Genomic DNA, 16,020 nt, shown 5'->3' on the forward strand with positions numbered 1-16,020 from the left:
TCCGTTGGGTGGGGTGAGAGTTCCGAGAGAAGCTCCCACCGGTCGACCGATGCAGACCCAGAGACGAGGAATCAAGCCGTGAGCGACGTCCGTAACGTGATCATCATCGGCTCCGGGCCCGCCGGCTACACGGCGGCGCTCTACACCGCGCGCGCGTCGCTGAAGCCACTCGTGTTCGAGGGCGCCGTCACCGCCGGAGGTGCGCTCATGAACACCACCGACGTCGAGAACTTCCCGGGCTTCCAGGACGGCATCATGGGCCCCGAACTCATGGACAACATGCGCGCCCAGGCGGAGCGCTTCGGCGCCGAGCTCGTCCCGGACGATGTCGTGGCAGTCGACCTGAGCGGTGAGATCAAGACCGTCACGGACACAGCCGGTACCGTCCACCGGGCCAAGGCCGTCATCGTCACCACCGGCTCGCAGCACCGCAAGCTCGGTCTGCCCAACGAGGACGCCCTCTCCGGCCGTGGCGTGTCCTGGTGCGCGACCTGTGATGGGTTCTTCTTCAAGGACCAGGACATCGCCGTGATCGGTGGTGGCGACACCGCGATGGAGGAGGCGACCTTCCTGTCGCGGTTCGCCAAGTCCGTCACCGTGGTCCACCGCCGTGACACACTGCGCGCATCCAAGGCCATGCAGGAGCGCGCCTTCGCCGACCCGAAGATCTCGTTCGTGTGGGACAGCGAGGTCGCCGAGATTCAGGGCGACCCGAAGCTCTCCGGCCTGAAGCTGCGCAACCTCAAGACCGGTGAGCTGTCGGACCTGCCGGTGACCGGACTGTTCATCGCCATCGGCCACGACCCGCGCACCGAGCTCTTCAAGGGTCAGCTCGACCTGGACGACGAGGGCTACCTGAAGGTGGACGCGCCGTCGACGCGTACGAACCTGACGGGTGTCTTCGGTGCCGGCGACGTGGTGGACCACACCTACCGGCAGGCGATCACCGCGGCCGGGACCGGCTGCGCCGCTGCTCTGGACGCCGAGCGCTACCTCGCCGCCCTCGCGGACGAGGAGCAGCCCGAGCCCGAGAAGACCGCCGTCTGACCCTCTCCCTACCCGCCCCACGCACCAACAGTTAAGGAGCCCGCCGTGGCCGGCACCCTGAAGAATGTGACCGACGACTCCTTCGAGCAGGACGTCCTCAAGAGCGACAAGCCTGTCCTCGTGGACTTCTGGGCCGCCTGGTGCGGCCCGTGCCGCCAGATCGCGCCGTCCCTCGAAGCGATCGCCTCCGAGTACGGCGACAAGATCGAGGTCGTCAAGCTGAACATTGACGAGAACCCGGGTACGGCCGCCAAGTACGGCGTCATGTCCATCCCGACCCTGAACGTCTACCAGGGTGGCGAGGTCGCCAAGACCATCGTGGGTGCGAAGCCGAAGGCCGCGATCGTGCGCGACCTCGAGGAGTTCATCGCCGAGTAAGGCAGCTTCGCCGTCGCACCGACGGTGCATGTTTCACGTGAAACACGAATGGGCCAACCCCTCCGGGTTGGCCCATTCGTTTGCGTGCGTACCCGCTACAGCGGCCGCAGCACAGGCTCCTTCTGCACGGCGCCCAGGAGCCGATCCAAAGCCATCTCGACGTCTTCCTTCCAGGAGAGTGTCGTTCTCAGTTCCAGTCTCAGCCGGGGATGGGTGGGGTGCTGCCGAACCGTCTTGAAGCCCACGGCCAGAAGGTGGTCGGCGGGAAGCACACAGGCCGGTTCCTTCCAGCGGGCGTCTCCGAACGCCTCGATGGCCTTGAAGCCGCGCCGCAGGAGATCCTTGGCAACCGTCTGGACCATCACCCGGCCCAAGCCCTGTCCCTGGTAGCCCGGCACGATGAACGCGGTCATCAGCTGCACCGCGTCAGGGGAGACGGGACTCGTGGGGAATGCCGTGGAGCGGGGGACATAGGCGGGTGGGGCATAGAGCACGAAGCCCACCGGAACATCGTCGACGTACACGACCCGACCGCAGGACCCCCAGTCCAACAGGACCGCTGAGATCCAGGCTTCCTTCTCCAGAGCAGGCGTGCCTGCCTTTACCGCGGCCTCGCCACTGACTGGGTCGAGTTCCCAGAAGACACACGAACGACAACGCTTGGGAAGGTCCTGAAGGTTGTCCAACGTGAGCGGTACGAGCCGGCGGCCCATGAAGGCTGATCCTCGCTTCCTTCTCCCGCCGCATCGCGGGCGGCTGTCAAAGCGCTCCGTTCCCTGAGGAGACTGCCGATGAACCCACCGGCCGCTCCCAGCCCCAAACCGGCGCTGACCAGTCCGGTGCGGCTCATCGTTCGCATGGGCCCCTGCCTCACTCTCAGAGGTGCTACCGAGTGGTTGCGCCGTACTCGAACGCATCGTATCCACGATGCGATTCCATCGATACCGCCGTAAAGGAAAGAGCGGGCCATGTTCCGGTACACACCGGACACGACCCGCTCTGTCGCATGCAAGCCGAAGCCCCTGTCGGAGGCTCAGGACCCACTCTCCTCGGAGTCGCCTTCCAGGAGACTCTTCTGCAGGACCGGACCCTCGCCGGGAGCCAGTGAGCCGAGGATCCGCTCAAGGTCCTCCATGGAGGCGAACTCGACGGTGATCTTGCCCTTCTTCTGGCCGAGGTCGACCTTCACCCGGGTCTCGAAGCGGTCCGAGAGTCGCGTGGCGAGGTCGGACAGCGCGGGTGAGACCCGGGCACCGGCTCGCGGGCCCTTGGGCTTCTGCGCCTTCTGAGGCCGCGACCCCATCAGGGTGACAATCTCCTCTACCGCCCGCACCGAGAGCCCCTCGGCCACGATGCGGTGGGCGAGCCTGTCCTGCTCCTCCGAGTCCTCGACGGACAGCAGCGCCCGCGCGTGACCGGCGGAGAGCACCCCGGCGGCGACCCGGCGCTGGACAGCCGGCGAGAGCTTCAGAAGGCGCAGCGTGTTGGAGACCTGCGGGCGGGATCGGCCGATGCGGTCCGCCAGCTGGTCGTGCGTGCAGTTGAAGTCCCTGAGCAACTGGTCGTAGGCGGCTGCCTCTTCCAGTGGGTTCAGCTGGGCGCGATGCAGGTTCTCCAGCAGCGCGTCCAGGAGTAGCTTCTCGTCCTCCGTGGCCCGCACGATCGCCGGGATCGCCTCCAGCCCCGCCTCGCGGCAGGCGCGCCAGCGGCGCTCGCCCATGATGAGCTCGTAGCGGCCGGGGCCCACCTGCCGTACGACGACCGGCTGGAGGAGCCCGACTTCCTTGATGGAGGTGATGAGCTCGGACAGCGCGTCCTCGTCGAAGACCTCACGCGGCTGCCGCGGGTTCGGCGTGATGGTGTCGAGGGGGATCTCGGCGAAGTGCGCACCGATGGGCGCCGCAGGAACAGCAGGAGCACTCGGCTGCGCCGACTCCTCTGTTTCACGTGAAACGGTCGGCAGCGTCGCTACCTTCGCTGCGGCCACCCCACGGTCATTCGGCAGCGTGGGCACTGCCGCGGGGGGTGTGGAAGCGGCACCCCCCGAAGCAGCCTGGGCCACCGACTTCTCCGTCGGGGCGGCAGGGATCAGTGCGCCGAGACCACGGCCCAGCCCCCTCCGTCGCTCGCTCACTGGATGCCCTCCACCATGCTCGGGTCGTTCTGCTGTGCGCCGATATGGGCGTGCGTCGCGTCATAGCTGATGCCGACGCCCTTCAGCGCGATCTCTCGTGCCGCCTCCAGGTAGGAGAGGGCACCACTCGATCCAGGATCGTAAGTCAGTACGGTCTGCCCATAACTAGGCGCCTCCGAGATACGGACGGACCGGGGGATACTCGTCCGCAGGACCTCGTCGCCGAAGTGGGTGCGCACCTCTTCCGCGACCTGGGACGCGAGTCGCGTCCGGCCGTCGTACATGGTGAGCAGGATGGTCGACACGTGCAGGGCGGGGTTCAGGTGCCCTCGCACCAGGTCGACGTTGCGGAGCAGCTGGCCCAGGCCTTCCAGTGCGTAGTACTCGCACTGGATCGGGATCAGGACCTCCTGGCCCGCGACCAGCGCATTGACCGTCAGGAGGCCGAGCGACGGAGGACAGTCGATAAGGATGTAGTCCAGCGGCTGCTCGTACGCCTGGATCGCGCGCTGCAGCCTGCTCTCCCGTGCTACCAGGGACACCAGCTCGATCTCCGCACCGGCGAGATCGATGGTGGCAGGTGCACAGAAGAGGCCCTCGACGTCGGGGACCGGCTGGACGACCTCGGAGAGCGGCCTGCTCTCCACCAACACGTCATAGATGGACGGAACTTCGGCGTGATGGTCGATGCCCAGCGCAGTGGACGCATTTCCTTGCGGGTCGAGGTCGACCACCAGGACCCGGCCACCATGCAGAGCCAACGACGCGGCAAGGTTGACGGTTGTCGTCGTCTTGCCCACACCGCCCTTCTGATTGGCGACCACGATGATTCGGGTCTGCTCGGGCCGCGGCAGGCCTTCGCCGGCACGACCCAGAGCCTCCACCGCCAGTTGGGCAGCACGACCGATGGGAGTGTCGTCCATCGGAGGCGGTGTTTCACGTGAAACATCCGCCCCCATCGACTCGGTACGGGGACCGGGGACCGGATCGGTCATCGGTCCCGCGATGTTGGCGTCGGACCGCAAGGATTCACTCTCCTCGACTTCAGGCTCGCAATGAACAGAGCCTCCCATGTCTTCGGGGTCGTGAACCAGTGAGGCCTGGCGTTCTGTGGAGAAATCCACCTCTGTGGACAACTCAGGGCTCTCATCGAGTGAACCGAGAGGCTTACGGTCGCGGGGTTCGGCCGCAGCGCGGCCACGACTGATGATGCCGTGCAGCAGTGAGCGACGTTTCACGTGAAACACGATGCACAGCCACCGAGGCCGGACTGCCGCGACACTCCGGCATGCATCGGTTTGGCAGCTTGTGTGGAGTACGTCTCGTCGCCAGGACGGATCAGCCTCGCCGACGCGTTCGTCCCGCTAGCGTCGCCGACGCGTTCGTCCCGCTAGCGTCGCCGACGCGTTCGTCCCGCTAGCGTCGCCGACGCGTTCGTCCCGTTCGAGCCGCCTTGGCGCGCTTGGCGGCGAAGCGCACACCGCCAGGGCTCTCCCCGACCTCGACTCGCACGACCGTGGACATCGGGTCCACCACGCCCTCACCCACATGCAGGATGGAGGTCTCCACCGCACCCAGCTTACTGAGGGCCGCCGACGCGCTCTTCAGCTCCTCCTCGGCGGCGTCGCCCTTGAGTGCGAGCATCTCCCCGTAGGGCCGCAGCAGCGGGATGCCCCAGGTAGCGAGACGGTCGAGAGGCGCGACGGCTCGGGCGGTCACCACATGCACGGGCTGGATCTTCCCCATGACCTCCTCGGCCCGGCCGCGCACAACGGTCACGTGATCAAGACCGAGCAGCTCCACGACCTCGCTGAGAAAGTTGGTGCGCCGCAGCAGCGGCTCCAGCAGCGTGATCTTCAGGTCTTCCCGCACCAGCGCCAGCGGAATGCCCGGGAGGCCTGCTCCCGAGCCGACATCGCACACCGTCACGCCGTCGGGCACAACCTCCGAGAGAACCGCGCAGTTCAGCAGGTGCCGCTCCCACAGGCGGGGCACTTCACGTGGGCCGATGAGACCGCGCTGCACGCCCGCCTCAGCAAGCAGCTCGGCGTACCGCACCGCATCCGCGAAGCGGTCACCGAACACCTCGCGCGCCTGCTCGGGCGCGGGGGGAAGCTCCGCTGCCTCCGTCACGGGGGACCGTCCTTCCGTACCGCGTCAGCGCACCTTGCGCCGACACCAGAACCACCAGAACTATCAGGCTGACAAAGTTCGGCCCCGCCTGCGCAACAGACGGGGCCGGGGAACGTAGGGGCCGATCAGGCGGGCAGCACGACGACGAAGCGCTGCGGCTCCTCGCCCTCGGACTCGCTGCGCAGGCCCGCGGCCTTGATCGCGTCGTGCACGACCTTGCGTTCGAACGGCGTCATCGGCTGCAGCTTCACGGCCTCACCACTGCTCTTGGCCTCGGCAGCAGCCTTGGCCCCCAGCTCGGACAGCTCGGAGCGCTTCCGGGCGCGGTATCCCGCGATGTCGAGCATCAGACGGCTGCGGTCGCCGGTCTCCCGGTGCACCGCCAGACGGGTGAGCTCCTGGAGCGCCTCCAGCACCTCGCCGTCACGGCCGACCAGCTTCTGCAGGTCGCGGCTGCCCGTGTCGCTGATGATCGAGACGGAGGCGCGGTCGGCCTCCACGTCCATGTCGATGTCACCGTCGAGGTCGGCGATGTCGAGCAGACCCTCCAGGTAGTCCGCCGCGATCTCGCCTTCCTGCTCCAGGCGAGTCAGGGTGTCTGCACCCTCGGCAGCAGCGGAGGTGGTGCCTTCCGTCACGGGATGGGCTCCTTCTTACTTCTTGGACGGGGACTTGGGCCGCTGCGGGCCCTTGCGCTGTCCGGACTGGGCCTTGCTGCGGGTACCGCCGGCGGGCTTCGCGCCGCCCTTCTTGGCAGCGGCGGGCTTGGCGTCCTGGGGCTCGTCGGACTTGGTCAGCGACGTTTTCGGCTCGTGCTCACCATCCGCCTTAGCGCCGGTGGTGCCGGACTGGCGCTGTGCCTTGCTCTGCCGCTTGGGCTGCTGACGCTTCGGCGTGCCGGTGGCCGTCGGCGTACCGTCCTCGGCCTGGGCCGCGGCCGCGGTGTCGCTCTTGATCACGGTGCCGTCGGCCTGGGCGGCGAGTCCGGCCTTGCTCAGGCCGTTGATGAACTTGCGCTCGAACTCGTTGCGGTCGCGGCCCTTGGCGACGATCGCCTTCACGACGGCCTTGTCACGGCGCTTGCTGACCTTGCTGTGCTGCGTGACGTGCTTGTGCAGGCGCTCCAGGTACGAAGCCTGGGCCTTGGAACCCGGGGTCGGGTTGTTGTGGATCACGTACATCTGCTGGCCCATGGTCCACACGTTGGTGGTCAGCCAGTAGACGAGGACACCCACGGGGAAGTTGATGCCGAAGACGGCGAACATGACGGGGAAGACGTACATCAGCATCTTCTGCTGCTGCATGAACGGCGTCTTCACCGTGGTGTCGACGTTCTTCGTCATCAGCTGGCGCTGGGTGAAGAACTGCGACGCCGACATCAGGACGATCATGACGGCGGTGACCACGCGCACGTCGGTGAGGGTGGCACCGAGCCCTTCCACCTTGGAGGCGCTGTCGGTGAACTTCACCGCGAGCGGCGCACCGACGATGTGCGCCTTCTGCGCGCTCTCCAGAAGACTGGTGTTGATCACGCCGATGGTGTCGTTCGACGCGATGCTGTTGAGCACGTGGTACAGGGCGAAGAAGAACGGGGACTGCGCCAGGATGGGAAGGCACGAGGAGAGCGGGTTGGTACCCGTCTCCTTGTACAGCTTCATCATCTCTTCGGACTGACGCTGCTTGTCGTTCTTGTAGCGCTCCTGGATCTTCTTCATCTCGGGCTGGAGCGTCTGCATCGCCCGGGTCGCCTTGATCTGCTTCACGAAGAGCGGGATCAGGCAGATACGGATCAGGATCACCAGGGACACGATCGACAGGCCCCAGGCCCAGCCGGTGTCAGGCCCGAAGAGGGCGCCGTACACCGAGTGGAACTGGACGATGACCCAGGAGACGGGTGTGGTGATGAAGCTGAAGAGGCTGGCAATCGTGTCCACTAATCATGCTCCTTGGGCATGGGACGGTGTCTCTGCGGCCGGGCTCGAAGGACTCGACGGACTTGGGGGAGAAGTCTGTCCTTCGGTGGCCGGGTCGGCGGCGGAGGGCCCGCCCTTGCGTGCACGCCACGCGTGACGCAGCATTTCGTGCCACCGCGGACGCTTACGCGGAGGAACATGGTCCACACCGCCCAGCGACCACGGATTGCACCGCAGGATGCGCCAGGCCGTGAGCGCCGTGCCCTTGACGGCACCGTGCCGGTCGATGGCCGTGTAGCCGTAGTGGGAGCACGACGGGTAGTACTTGCAGACCGGCCCGAGCAGCGGACTGATCGTCCACTGGTAGAGCTTGATCAGAGCCAGCAGCGGGTACTTCATCGCGCGCCCCCTCCCAGCAGCCGCTGAAGAGCGGCATCCAGGTCTCGGGCCAGCTGTGCATGGTCGGCGTCGCCCGATCCGGGCAGCGCTCGTACGACTACCAGGCTACCGGGGGGCAGCTGGGCGACTCGCTCGCGCATCAGGTGGCGAAGCCTGCGCTTCACCTTGTTGCGCACGACCGAGCCACCCACCGCCTTGCTCACGACGAAACCCGCACGCGTCGGGGGAGCGCTCTCCCCAGGCGCATGCGGGTCCGTGGCACCGCTTCGAAGGTGGACGACGAGGTGCGGGCGTCCTGCCCGGCGGCCTCGCCGTACCGCGGTCGCGAAGTCCTCGCGCCGCCTCAGCCGGTTCTCGGTGGGCAGCACGACGTCATGACCTGATCGGGATCAGGCGGACAGGCTGGCGCGACCCTTGCTGCGACGGTTCGCGAGAATCGCGCGGCCGGCACGGGTGCGCATCCGCAGGCGGAAGCCGTGGGTCTTCGCGCGACGACGGTTGTTCGGCTGGAAGGTGCGCTTGCTCACTCGGGGGCTCCAGAAAGAATCGGTGGTTGCGGGGTGCCGTCCTGGCTGTCACCGTGCGCCCACGAGTAGCTCGCAGTTACGCCCGAGTGCACCGCTGACCGATCACCCAAATGATCTGTGCCCATCGGAGGCAGGCGGCAGCAGCCATCGACAACTCGACCTGGTTACGGTACGCGCGGCTACGCCATCCGGTCAAACCAGGAGTCGCCGGGAGACACTTGTCCACAGCCTGGGGACAACAACTTGAACCGCAGCGGCCGCCCTGACTACCGTGACGGAACTCCGATTCGTTCCCTTATCCCTGCCCCACCCGATTTACATCCCGAGCCGTCCCAGAACCACACGTTCGTGGGACCTGTGAGAGAGCGTGCCCTGTGGCTGACGTACCTGCCGATCTTGCCGCAGTGTGGCCACGCGTATTGGAGAAACTCCTCGGGGAGGGCCGTGGGCAGGGGGTCGAGGTGAAGGACGAGCACTGGATCCGGCGCTGTCAGCCGCTCGCGCTGGTCGCCGACACCGCGCTGCTCGCCGTACCGAACGAATTTGCGAAGGGCGTGCTCGAAGGCCGCCTGGCGCCGATCGTCAGCGAGACGCTGAGCCGTGAGTGCGGCCGCCCGATCCGCATCGCGATCACCGTCGACGACTCCGCGGGCGAGCCCCCGGCGCCGCCGACGCCCCCGTCCCGCCCCCAGCCGCGCTACGAGGAGGCCGAGCTTCCGGCCGCGCGCCAGGACCGCGACGGCTACGACCGCCAGGACCGCGACGGGCATGAGCGCCAGGACCGTGACGGGTACGACCCCCGCCGGGACCGGGAGCGGGACGGCTACGAGGGATACGAGGGATACGGCCGCCACCGCGCCGACCAGCTGCCGGGAACGGCCGGCGACCAGCTTCCGCCTACGCGCGCAGATCAGCTCCCCACGGCCCGTCCCGCATACCCGTCCGAGTACCAGCGCCCCGAACCCGGCGCCTGGCCGCGGCCGGCACAGGATGACTACGGCTGGCAGCAGCAGCGCCTCGGCTTCCCGGAGCGTGACCCCTACGCGTCACCGAGCCAGGACGGCTACGGCTCGCAGGACGCGTACGGCTCGCAGGATTCCTACGGTTCCGGACCTGGATCCGGATCGCAGCAGGACGCGTACGGGTCCCAGGACTCCTATGGCTCGAAGGACTCCTACGGCTCCCCCTCACAGGATTACCGCCCGCAGCCCATGGAGCGCCACTCCTACGAGCAGCCGCGCCCCGACTACGACCGCCCCGAGTACGACCAGCGCGACGCGGTCCGCCGGGAGCTGCCCGAGCCGCCGGCCGGATCCGGGCACGTGCACCGGGGCGGCCCTGTCGGCCCGAACCTGCCGACGACCGGTGCGCCCGGCCCGCTGGCCGCGCAGCCCGCGCCGGCTACCGGCCCGGGTGAGCCCACCGCGCGCCTGAATCCCAAGTACCTCTTCGACACGTTCGTCATCGGCGCCTCCAACCGTTTCGCGCACGCGGCCGCGGTCGCTGTCGCCGAGGCACCGGCGAAGGCGTACAACCCCCTGTTCATCTACGGGGAGTCCGGGCTCGGCAAGACGCACCTGCTGCACGCGATCGGGCACTACGCGCGCAGCCTCTACCCGGGCACGCGGGTGCGGTATGTGAGCTCGGAGGAGTTCACCAACGAGTTCATCAACTCCATCCGCGACGGCAAGGGCGACAGCTTCCGCAAGCGGTACCGCGAGATGGACATCCTGCTCGTCGACGACATCCAGTTCCTGGCGGACAAGGAGTCGACGCAGGAGGAGTTCTTCCACACCTTCAACACCCTCCACAACGCGAACAAGCAGATCGTGCTGTCCTCCGACCGGCCGCCGAAGCAGCTGGTGACGCTGGAGGACCGGCTGCGGAACCGTTTCGAGTGGGGACTGATCACGGACGTCCAGCCGCCCGAGTTGGAGACGCGGATCGCGATCCTGCGCAAGAAGGCGGTCCAGGAGCAGCTGAACGCACCGCCGGAGGTGCTGGAGTTCATCGCGTCCCGGATCTCGCGGAACATCCGCGAGCTGGAGGGCGCGCTGATCCGGGTCACGGCGTTCGCCTCGCTGAACCGGCAGCCGGTGGATCTGGGGCTGACGGAGATCGTCCTGAAGGACCTCATCCCCGGCGGCGAGGACTCCGCCCCGGAGATCACCTCCACGGCGATCATGGGCGCGACCGCCGACTACTTCGGGCTCACGGTCGAGGACCTGTGCGGCACCTCACGCGGCCGCGCCCTCGTCACCGCCCGGCAGATCGCCATGTACCTGTGCCGTGAGCTGACGGACCTCTCCCTGCCGAAGATCGGCGCGCTGTTCGGCGGCCGCGACCATACGACTGTCATGCACGCCGACCGCAAGATCCGCAATCTGATGGCCGAGCGCCGCTCGATCTACAACCAGGTCACGGAACTGACCAACCGCATCAAGAACGGCTGACGACGACGGCGGTACGCCGCTGAGGGCGCCCCCTGAGGCTTCAGGGAGCGCCCTTCTTCGTGTGCCGCTTGTGCCGCGGGGCAGCGATCGAAGGGCCGATCCCGGTCCGGTTTCCGGGCACCACGCCACAGCCGGCTTTCGGACCCTCCCGGCCGGCTCCCGCGCCCACCCCCGGCCGCCTCCCCGACCCGAGGAGGCCCGCTTCCGGGCCTCCTCGGGCGGATCCCGGCCCGCACCTCCGGCACCCGATCGCACCCCACTGTTCGAATACCTGCCGGGTTACGGCCTCCCTCCACAGATTCGGGGACTTTCTCCCGTCCACATCCTGGGGACCGGGGAGTTGTCCAGATTGCGTCCACAGAGGGCACTACTGAAAGACCATCAGGCCAGCTCAGGTACTTGTGGATTCGTGGACGAACGATCTCCACAGACTGTGGACAACGGACTGGTCCACAGGCTGTGCATCGAGTTGTCCACCGGCAACCCACAGGCTGGGGGCGGTTGTCCCCAGTGAAGGCCCCCTTCTCCACATGCCTGTCCACTGTTCGGCAACGTGACGCGCCTCCTCACCGGGTCGAGTGAAAGGCGTCACACGAAGGTGCCGGGTTGGGCTGTGGGAAAGCTGGGTAAAGCTGGGGACGGCGCTGGGGAGAAGTCGCCTCTCCCTGTGCACGGCGTGTGCAGAACTTTCCGTTCTCCACAGAGACACCTGGTTGTCCACCGCCTCCACCCACAGGCCCGGTGGACAAAATTTCGGCTCTGAGCTGGGCAAACGAGGTTATCCACGGTATCCACAGGCCCTACTACTACTCCCGACTAGAGAGAGCTGGGAATTCGTTTCGAAGCGGGTCCTGTGCACAACTCGCTCTCCGGTGCCCGACCGCCCCTCGTCACGACTTGACCCCGAGAGGCACCTACTGTCAGTGCGGTGCGTCAGACTGGTCCCCGGTGTCCTCCCCGTCACAGGGACCGTCGACACCGAGACAGACGACGAGGGCCAGGCAGAGCGAGAAGCGCCGGCAACAGCAGGAGGCGGCAACAGTGAAGATCCGGGTGGAACGCGACGTACTCGCGGAGGCAGTGGCCTGGGCGGCCCGCAGCCTCCCGGCCCGTCCGCCGGCGCCTGTCCTCGCCGGCCTGCTGCTGAAGGCCGAGGAGGGCCAGCTGAGCCTGTCCGGCTTCGACTACGAGGTCTCCGCTCGCGTGAGCCTCGAGGCCGAGGTCGAGGAGGAGGGCACGGTCCTGGTCTCCGGCCGCCTGCTCGCGGACATCTGCCGCGCGCTCCCCAACCGGCCGGTGGAGATTTCCACAGACGGTGTACGGGCGACGGTGATCTGCGGCTCCTCGCGGTTCACACTCCACACCCTGCCTGTGGAGGAGTACCCGGCCCTGCCGCAGATGCCGAACGCGACGGGCACGGTCCCCGGCGAGGTCTTCGCCTCCGCGGCCGCCCAGGTCGCCATCGCGGCCGGCCGTGACGACACGCTGCCCGTCCTCACGGGCGTCCGCATCGAGATCGAGGGCGACACGGTCACGCTTGCGTCCACCGACCGCTACCGCTTCGCGGTCCGCGAGTTCCTGTGGAAGCCGGAGAACCCGGAGGCCTCCGCGGTCGCCCTGGTGCCCGCCAAGACGCTCCTGGACACCGCCAAGGCCCTGACCAGCGGCGACCAGGTGATCCTGGCGCTGTCCGGCTCGGGCTCGGGCGAGGGTCTCATCGGCTTCGAGGGCGCCGGCCGCCGTACGACGACCCGCCTGCTGGAGGGCGACCTCCCGAAGTACCGCACGCTGTTCCCGACGGAGTTCAACAGCGTCGCCGTCATCGAGACCGCCCCCTTCGTGGAGGCCGTCAAGCGCGTGGCCCTGGTCGCCGAGCGCAACACCCCGGTGCGGCTCAGCTTCGAGCAGGGCGTGCTCATCCTGGAGGCCGGTTCCAGCGACGACGCACAGGCTGTGGAAAGGGTCGACGCCCAGTTGGAGGGCGACGACATCTCGATCGCCTTCAATCCGACCTTCCTGCTGGACGGCCTGAGTGCCATCGACTCCCCGGTGGCCCAGTTGTCGTTCACGACGTCCACCAAGCCCGCGCTGCTCAGCGGCAAGCCGGCGCTGGACGCCGAGGCGGACGAGGCCTACAAGTACCTGATCATGCCGGTGCGCCTCAGCGGCTGAGCCGGCTCCGGCGCAAGGCCTTGACCGGCTGAGCCTGTCGGCGGCTGTCCATAGGCTGGGGGCAAACCCGCAGGTGAGGGCGTACGACTGAGCGCGTATGCCCACAGATGTGCGCGAGCGTCCGGGTCTAGGCTCGGACGTGGGTACGAAAGTGCCTGGCGGTTCGAACGTGCCGCCACGCCACGTCGCAGAACCTAAGGAACACAACTGATGGAGCTCGGTCTCGTCGGCCTCGGCAAGATGGGCGGCAACATGCGCGAGCGGATTCGCCGCGCGGGCCACACCGTCTTCGGATACGACCGCAACCCGGACCTCGCCGATGTCCACAGCCTGCGGGAGCTTGTGGGCAAGCTCAGCGGCCCGCGCGTGGTCTGGGTGATGGTCCCGGCGGGCGAGGCCACGCAGTCCACCATCGACGAGCTCGCCGAGCTGCTGGAGCCGGGCGATGTCGTCGTGGACGGCGGCAATTCCCGCTGGACCGACGACGAGAAGCACGCCGAGGAGCTGGCGGCCAAGGGCATCGGCTTCGTCGACTGCGGCGTCTCCGGCGGCGTGTGGGGCCTGGAGAACGGCTACGCGCTGATGTACGGCGGCGACGCCGAGAACGTCGCCAAGGCGCAGCCGGTCTTCGACGCCCTCAAGCCCGAGGGCGACTTCGGCTCGGTGCACGCCGGCGATGTCGGCGCGGGCCACTTCGCGAAGATGGTCCACAACGGCATCGAGTACGCGATGATGCAGGCTTACGCCGAGGGCTGGGAGCTCCTGGAGAAGGTCGACTCCGTCACCGACGTCCGGGAGGTCTTCCGCTCCTGGCAGGAGGGCACGGTCATCCGCTCCTGGCTGCTCGACCTCGCGGTCAACGCGCTCGACGAGGACGAGCACCTGGACAGGCTCCGGGGTCATGCACAGGACTCCGGCGAGGGACGCTGGACTGTGGAAGCCGCCATCGACAACGCGGTACCGCTGCCGGCGATCACCGCTTCGCTGTTCGCACGGTTCGCCTCCCGCCAGGAGGACTCGCCCCAGATGAAGATGATCGCGGCGCTGCGGAACCAGTTCGGCGGCCACGCGGTCGAGAAGAAGTAAGCAGCACCGAGGGCCTGGGAGGTCGGCGAAACGACCATGCACGTCACGCATCTGTCGCTGGCCGACTTCCGCTCGTACCCCCGGGTCGAGGTCCCGCTCGACCCCGGGGTGACGGCCTTCGTCGGCCCGAACGGGCAGGGCAAGACCAACCTCGTCGAGGCCGTCGGCTATCTCGCCACCCTCAGCAGTCACCGGGTCTCCTCCGACGCCCCCCTGGTCCGCATGGGCGCCGACCGAGCGATCATCCGCGCCCAGGTCCGGCAGGGCGACCGGCAGCAGCTGGTCGAGCTGGAGCTGAACCCGGGGCGTGCCAACCGGGCCCGGATCAACAGGTCCTCGCAGGTCAGGCCGCGTGACGTGTTGGGGATCGTACGGACCGTGCTGTTCGCCCCGGAGGACCTCGCTCTGGTCAAGGGCGACCCCGGTGAACGGCGGCGTTTCCTCGACGAGCTGATCACGGCCCGTTCCCCGCGCATGGCCGGGGTCCGTTCCGACTACGACCGCGTCCTCAAGCAGCGCAACACCCTGCTGAAGTCGGCCGCGCTCGCCCGGCGGCACGGCGGCCGCACCATGGACATGTCCACGCTCGACGTATGGGACCAGCACCTCGCGCGCGCGGGTGCCGAGCTGCTCGCCCAGCGCCTGGACCTGATCGCCACGCTCCAGCCGCTGGCCGACAAGGCCTACGAGCAGCTCGCGCCCGGCGGCGGTCCGCTCGCCCTGGAGTACAAGCCGTCGGCGCCGGGCGAGGCGCACGCGCGCGAGGACCTGTTCGAGCAGCTGATGGCCGCGCTCGCCGAGGCCCGCAAGCAGGAGATCGAGCGGGGCGTCACGCTGATAGGCCCGCACCGGGACGACCTCCAGCTCAAGCTCGGCCAGCTGCCCGCCAAGGGCTACGCCTCCCACGGCGAGTCCTGGTCTTACGCGCTGGCCCTGCGCCTGGCCTCGTACGACCTGCTCAGAGCCGAGGGCAACGAGCCGGTGCTGGTACTCGACGACGTCTTCGCCGAGCTGGACACCCGTCGCCGCGAGCGCCTCGCCGAGCTGGTCGCCCCCGGCGAGCAGGTCCTGGTGACCGCCGCGGTCGACGACGACGTACCGCATGTGCTGTCCGGGACGCGGTTCGCCGTGTCCGAGGGGACGGTGGAGCGCGTATGACGGAGAACACACCCGGGGGCATCCCCCAGCCGGCCAAGCCCCCCACGCAGCCCGAGCCCTCCGGCGTCGACCTCGCGCGCGTGGCGCTGCGCGCGGCGAAGGAGGCCGCACGCGCGAGGGGGGACGCGGCGCAGCAGAAGAAGCAGGCGCGCCGTGGCGGCGGGCTGCGCTCCGGCGCGCGCGCCGACGGCCGCGACCCCATGGCGCTCGGCTCCGCGATCAACCGGCTGATCACCGAGCGCGGCTGGGAGGCCCCGGCCGCGGTGGGCGGGGTGATGGGCCGCTGGCCGCAGATCGTCGGCGACGACGTGGCCAAGCACTGCGTGCCGGAGAAGTACGACGAGGACGAGCACGTCCTGAGCGTGCGCTGCGACTCGACGGCCTGGGCGACGAACCTGCGGCTGCTCGCCCCGACCCTGGTGGCGCGCCTCAACGAGGATCTGGGCCACGGCACCGTGCGGCAGATCAAGGTCATGGGACCCGGTGGTCCGCCTCGCCGGTACGGCCCCCTGCGTGCCCCCGGCAGCAGTGGTCCGGGTGACACCTACAGGTGACTTACGTCACGTCTCCGGTGCCCTGTTCGCCGGGTGCGGTCGTCCCGTCGTGCCACCGGACGCCAT

16 protein-coding genes are annotated in these 16,020 nt (G+C 68.3%); 7 read left to right on the plus strand and 9 right to left on the minus strand.

Annotated elements, in window-relative coordinates; genetic code table 11:
- The first annotated feature begins 78 nt into the window (after nucleotides 1–78).
- Complete coding sequence (trxB, locus tag ACZ5TL_RS01335; RefSeq protein ID WP_468586430.1) at nucleotides 79–1,047, plus strand: thioredoxin-disulfide reductase; 969 nt, start codon at nucleotides 79–81, stop codon at nucleotides 1,045–1,047.
- 45 nt (nucleotides 1,048–1,092) lie between these two features.
- Nucleotides 1,093–1,425, plus strand: coding sequence for a thioredoxin (gene trxA, locus ACZ5TL_RS01340; protein ID WP_010032728.1), 333 nt, complete (start codon nucleotides 1,093–1,095; stop codon nucleotides 1,423–1,425).
- Nucleotides 1,426–1,520: 95 nt separating this feature from the next.
- On the opposite strand, the gene ACZ5TL_RS01345 is transcribed toward trxA, so the two are convergent.
- The 9 genes from ACZ5TL_RS01345 to rpmH all read right to left on the minus strand — a co-directional run bounded on the left by ACZ5TL_RS01345 (nucleotide 1,521) and on the right by rpmH (nucleotide 8,531).
- Complete coding sequence (locus tag ACZ5TL_RS01345; protein ID WP_468586432.1) at nucleotides 1,521–2,138, minus strand: GNAT family N-acetyltransferase; 618 nt, start codon at nucleotides 2,136–2,138, stop codon at nucleotides 1,521–1,523.
- Nucleotides 2,139–2,458: 320 nt separating this feature from the next.
- A complete protein-coding gene (locus ACZ5TL_RS01350; protein ID WP_468586434.1) occupies nucleotides 2,459–3,559 on the minus strand; it encodes a ParB/RepB/Spo0J family partition protein in 1,101 nt (366 codons plus the stop codon).
- Nucleotides 3,556–4,632, minus strand: coding sequence for a ParA family protein (locus ACZ5TL_RS01355; RefSeq protein ID WP_185008886.1), 1,077 nt, complete (start codon nucleotides 4,630–4,632; stop codon nucleotides 3,556–3,558). Before ACZ5TL_RS01355 ends, ACZ5TL_RS01350 begins: the two co-directional genes overlap by 4 nt.
- Nucleotides 4,633–4,975: 343 nt before the next feature.
- Nucleotides 4,976–5,692, minus strand: coding sequence for a 16S rRNA (guanine(527)-N(7))-methyltransferase RsmG (rsmG, locus tag ACZ5TL_RS01360; protein WP_468586436.1), 717 nt, complete (start codon nucleotides 5,690–5,692; stop codon nucleotides 4,976–4,978).
- Between the two features lie 125 nt (nucleotides 5,693–5,817).
- Nucleotides 5,818–6,330, minus strand: a complete 513-nt coding sequence (locus ACZ5TL_RS01365; RefSeq protein ID WP_468586438.1) for a Jag family protein — start codon at nucleotides 6,328–6,330, stop codon at nucleotides 5,818–5,820.
- A gap of 15 nt (nucleotides 6,331–6,345) precedes the next feature.
- Nucleotides 6,346–7,626, minus strand: a complete 1,281-nt coding sequence (gene yidC / locus ACZ5TL_RS01370; RefSeq protein ID WP_468586440.1) for a membrane protein insertase YidC — start codon at nucleotides 7,624–7,626, stop codon at nucleotides 6,346–6,348.
- 3 nt (nucleotides 7,627–7,629) lie between these two features.
- Nucleotides 7,630–8,004, minus strand: coding sequence for a membrane protein insertion efficiency factor YidD (yidD, locus tag ACZ5TL_RS01375; RefSeq protein ID WP_468586442.1), 375 nt, complete (start codon nucleotides 8,002–8,004; stop codon nucleotides 7,630–7,632).
- Complete coding sequence (gene rnpA / locus ACZ5TL_RS01380; RefSeq protein WP_468586444.1) at nucleotides 8,001–8,372, minus strand: ribonuclease P protein component; 372 nt, start codon at nucleotides 8,370–8,372, stop codon at nucleotides 8,001–8,003. Before rnpA ends, yidD begins: the two co-directional genes overlap by 4 nt.
- A gap of 21 nt (nucleotides 8,373–8,393) precedes the next feature.
- Complete coding sequence (gene rpmH / locus ACZ5TL_RS01385; RefSeq protein WP_005482975.1) at nucleotides 8,394–8,531, minus strand: 50S ribosomal protein L34; 138 nt, start codon at nucleotides 8,529–8,531, stop codon at nucleotides 8,394–8,396.
- Between the two features lie 404 nt (nucleotides 8,532–8,935).
- Here rpmH and dnaA point away from each other — a divergent pair, with 404 nt between their 5' ends.
- The 5 genes from dnaA to ACZ5TL_RS01410 all read left to right on the plus strand — a co-directional run bounded on the left by dnaA (nucleotide 8,936) and on the right by ACZ5TL_RS01410 (nucleotide 15,954).
- On the plus strand, nucleotides 8,936–10,984 hold the full coding sequence (dnaA, locus tag ACZ5TL_RS01390; RefSeq protein WP_468587068.1) for a chromosomal replication initiator protein DnaA: 2,049 nt from the start codon (nucleotides 8,936–8,938) through the stop codon (nucleotides 10,982–10,984).
- Between the two features lie 1,041 nt (nucleotides 10,985–12,025).
- Nucleotides 12,026–13,156 carry a DNA polymerase III subunit beta gene (dnaN, locus tag ACZ5TL_RS01395; protein WP_468586446.1) on the plus strand — a complete coding sequence of 377 codons (1,131 nt, stop codon included), beginning with the start codon at nucleotides 12,026–12,028 and terminating at the stop codon, nucleotides 13,154–13,156.
- Nucleotides 13,157–13,366: 210 nt separating this feature from the next.
- Entirely contained in the window at nucleotides 13,367–14,242 is an 876-nt protein-coding gene (gene gnd, locus ACZ5TL_RS01400) for a phosphogluconate dehydrogenase (NAD(+)-dependent, decarboxylating) (protein WP_468586448.1), read from the plus strand.
- Between the two features lie 36 nt (nucleotides 14,243–14,278).
- Entirely contained in the window at nucleotides 14,279–15,400 is a 1,122-nt protein-coding gene (gene recF, locus ACZ5TL_RS01405) for a DNA replication/repair protein RecF (protein ID WP_468586450.1), read from the plus strand.
- Complete coding sequence (locus tag ACZ5TL_RS01410) at nucleotides 15,397–15,954, plus strand: DciA family protein (RefSeq protein ID WP_468586452.1); 558 nt, start codon at nucleotides 15,397–15,399, stop codon at nucleotides 15,952–15,954. The genes recF and ACZ5TL_RS01410 overlap by 4 nt, the downstream gene beginning before the upstream one ends.
- Nucleotides 15,955–16,020: the final 66 nt, after the last annotated feature.

Source organism: Streptomyces sp. NPDC033136 (genome assembly GCF_055578235.1).

What these genes read in the sequence shown, in the direction of transcription:
- recF (WP_468586450.1), top strand. Translation starts at nt 14,279, where the DNA reads ATGCACGTCACGCATCTGTCGCTGGCCGACTTCCGCTCGTACCCCCGG.
- ACZ5TL_RS01345 (WP_468586432.1), bottom strand. Translation starts at nt 2,138, where the DNA reads ATGGGCCGCCGGCTCGTACCGCTCACGTTGGACAACCTTCAGGACCTT.
- ACZ5TL_RS01355 (WP_185008886.1), bottom strand. Translation starts at nt 4,632, where the DNA reads ATGGGAGGCTCTGTTCATTGCGAGCCTGAAGTCGAGGAGAGTGAATCC.
- gnd (WP_468586448.1), top strand. Translation starts at nt 13,367, where the DNA reads ATGGAGCTCGGTCTCGTCGGCCTCGGCAAGATGGGCGGCAACATGCGC.
- ACZ5TL_RS01410 (WP_468586452.1), top strand. Translation starts at nt 15,397, where the DNA reads ATGACGGAGAACACACCCGGGGGCATCCCCCAGCCGGCCAAGCCCCCC.
- yidD (WP_468586442.1), bottom strand. Translation starts at nt 8,004, where the DNA reads ATGAAGTACCCGCTGCTGGCTCTGATCAAGCTCTACCAGTGGACGATC.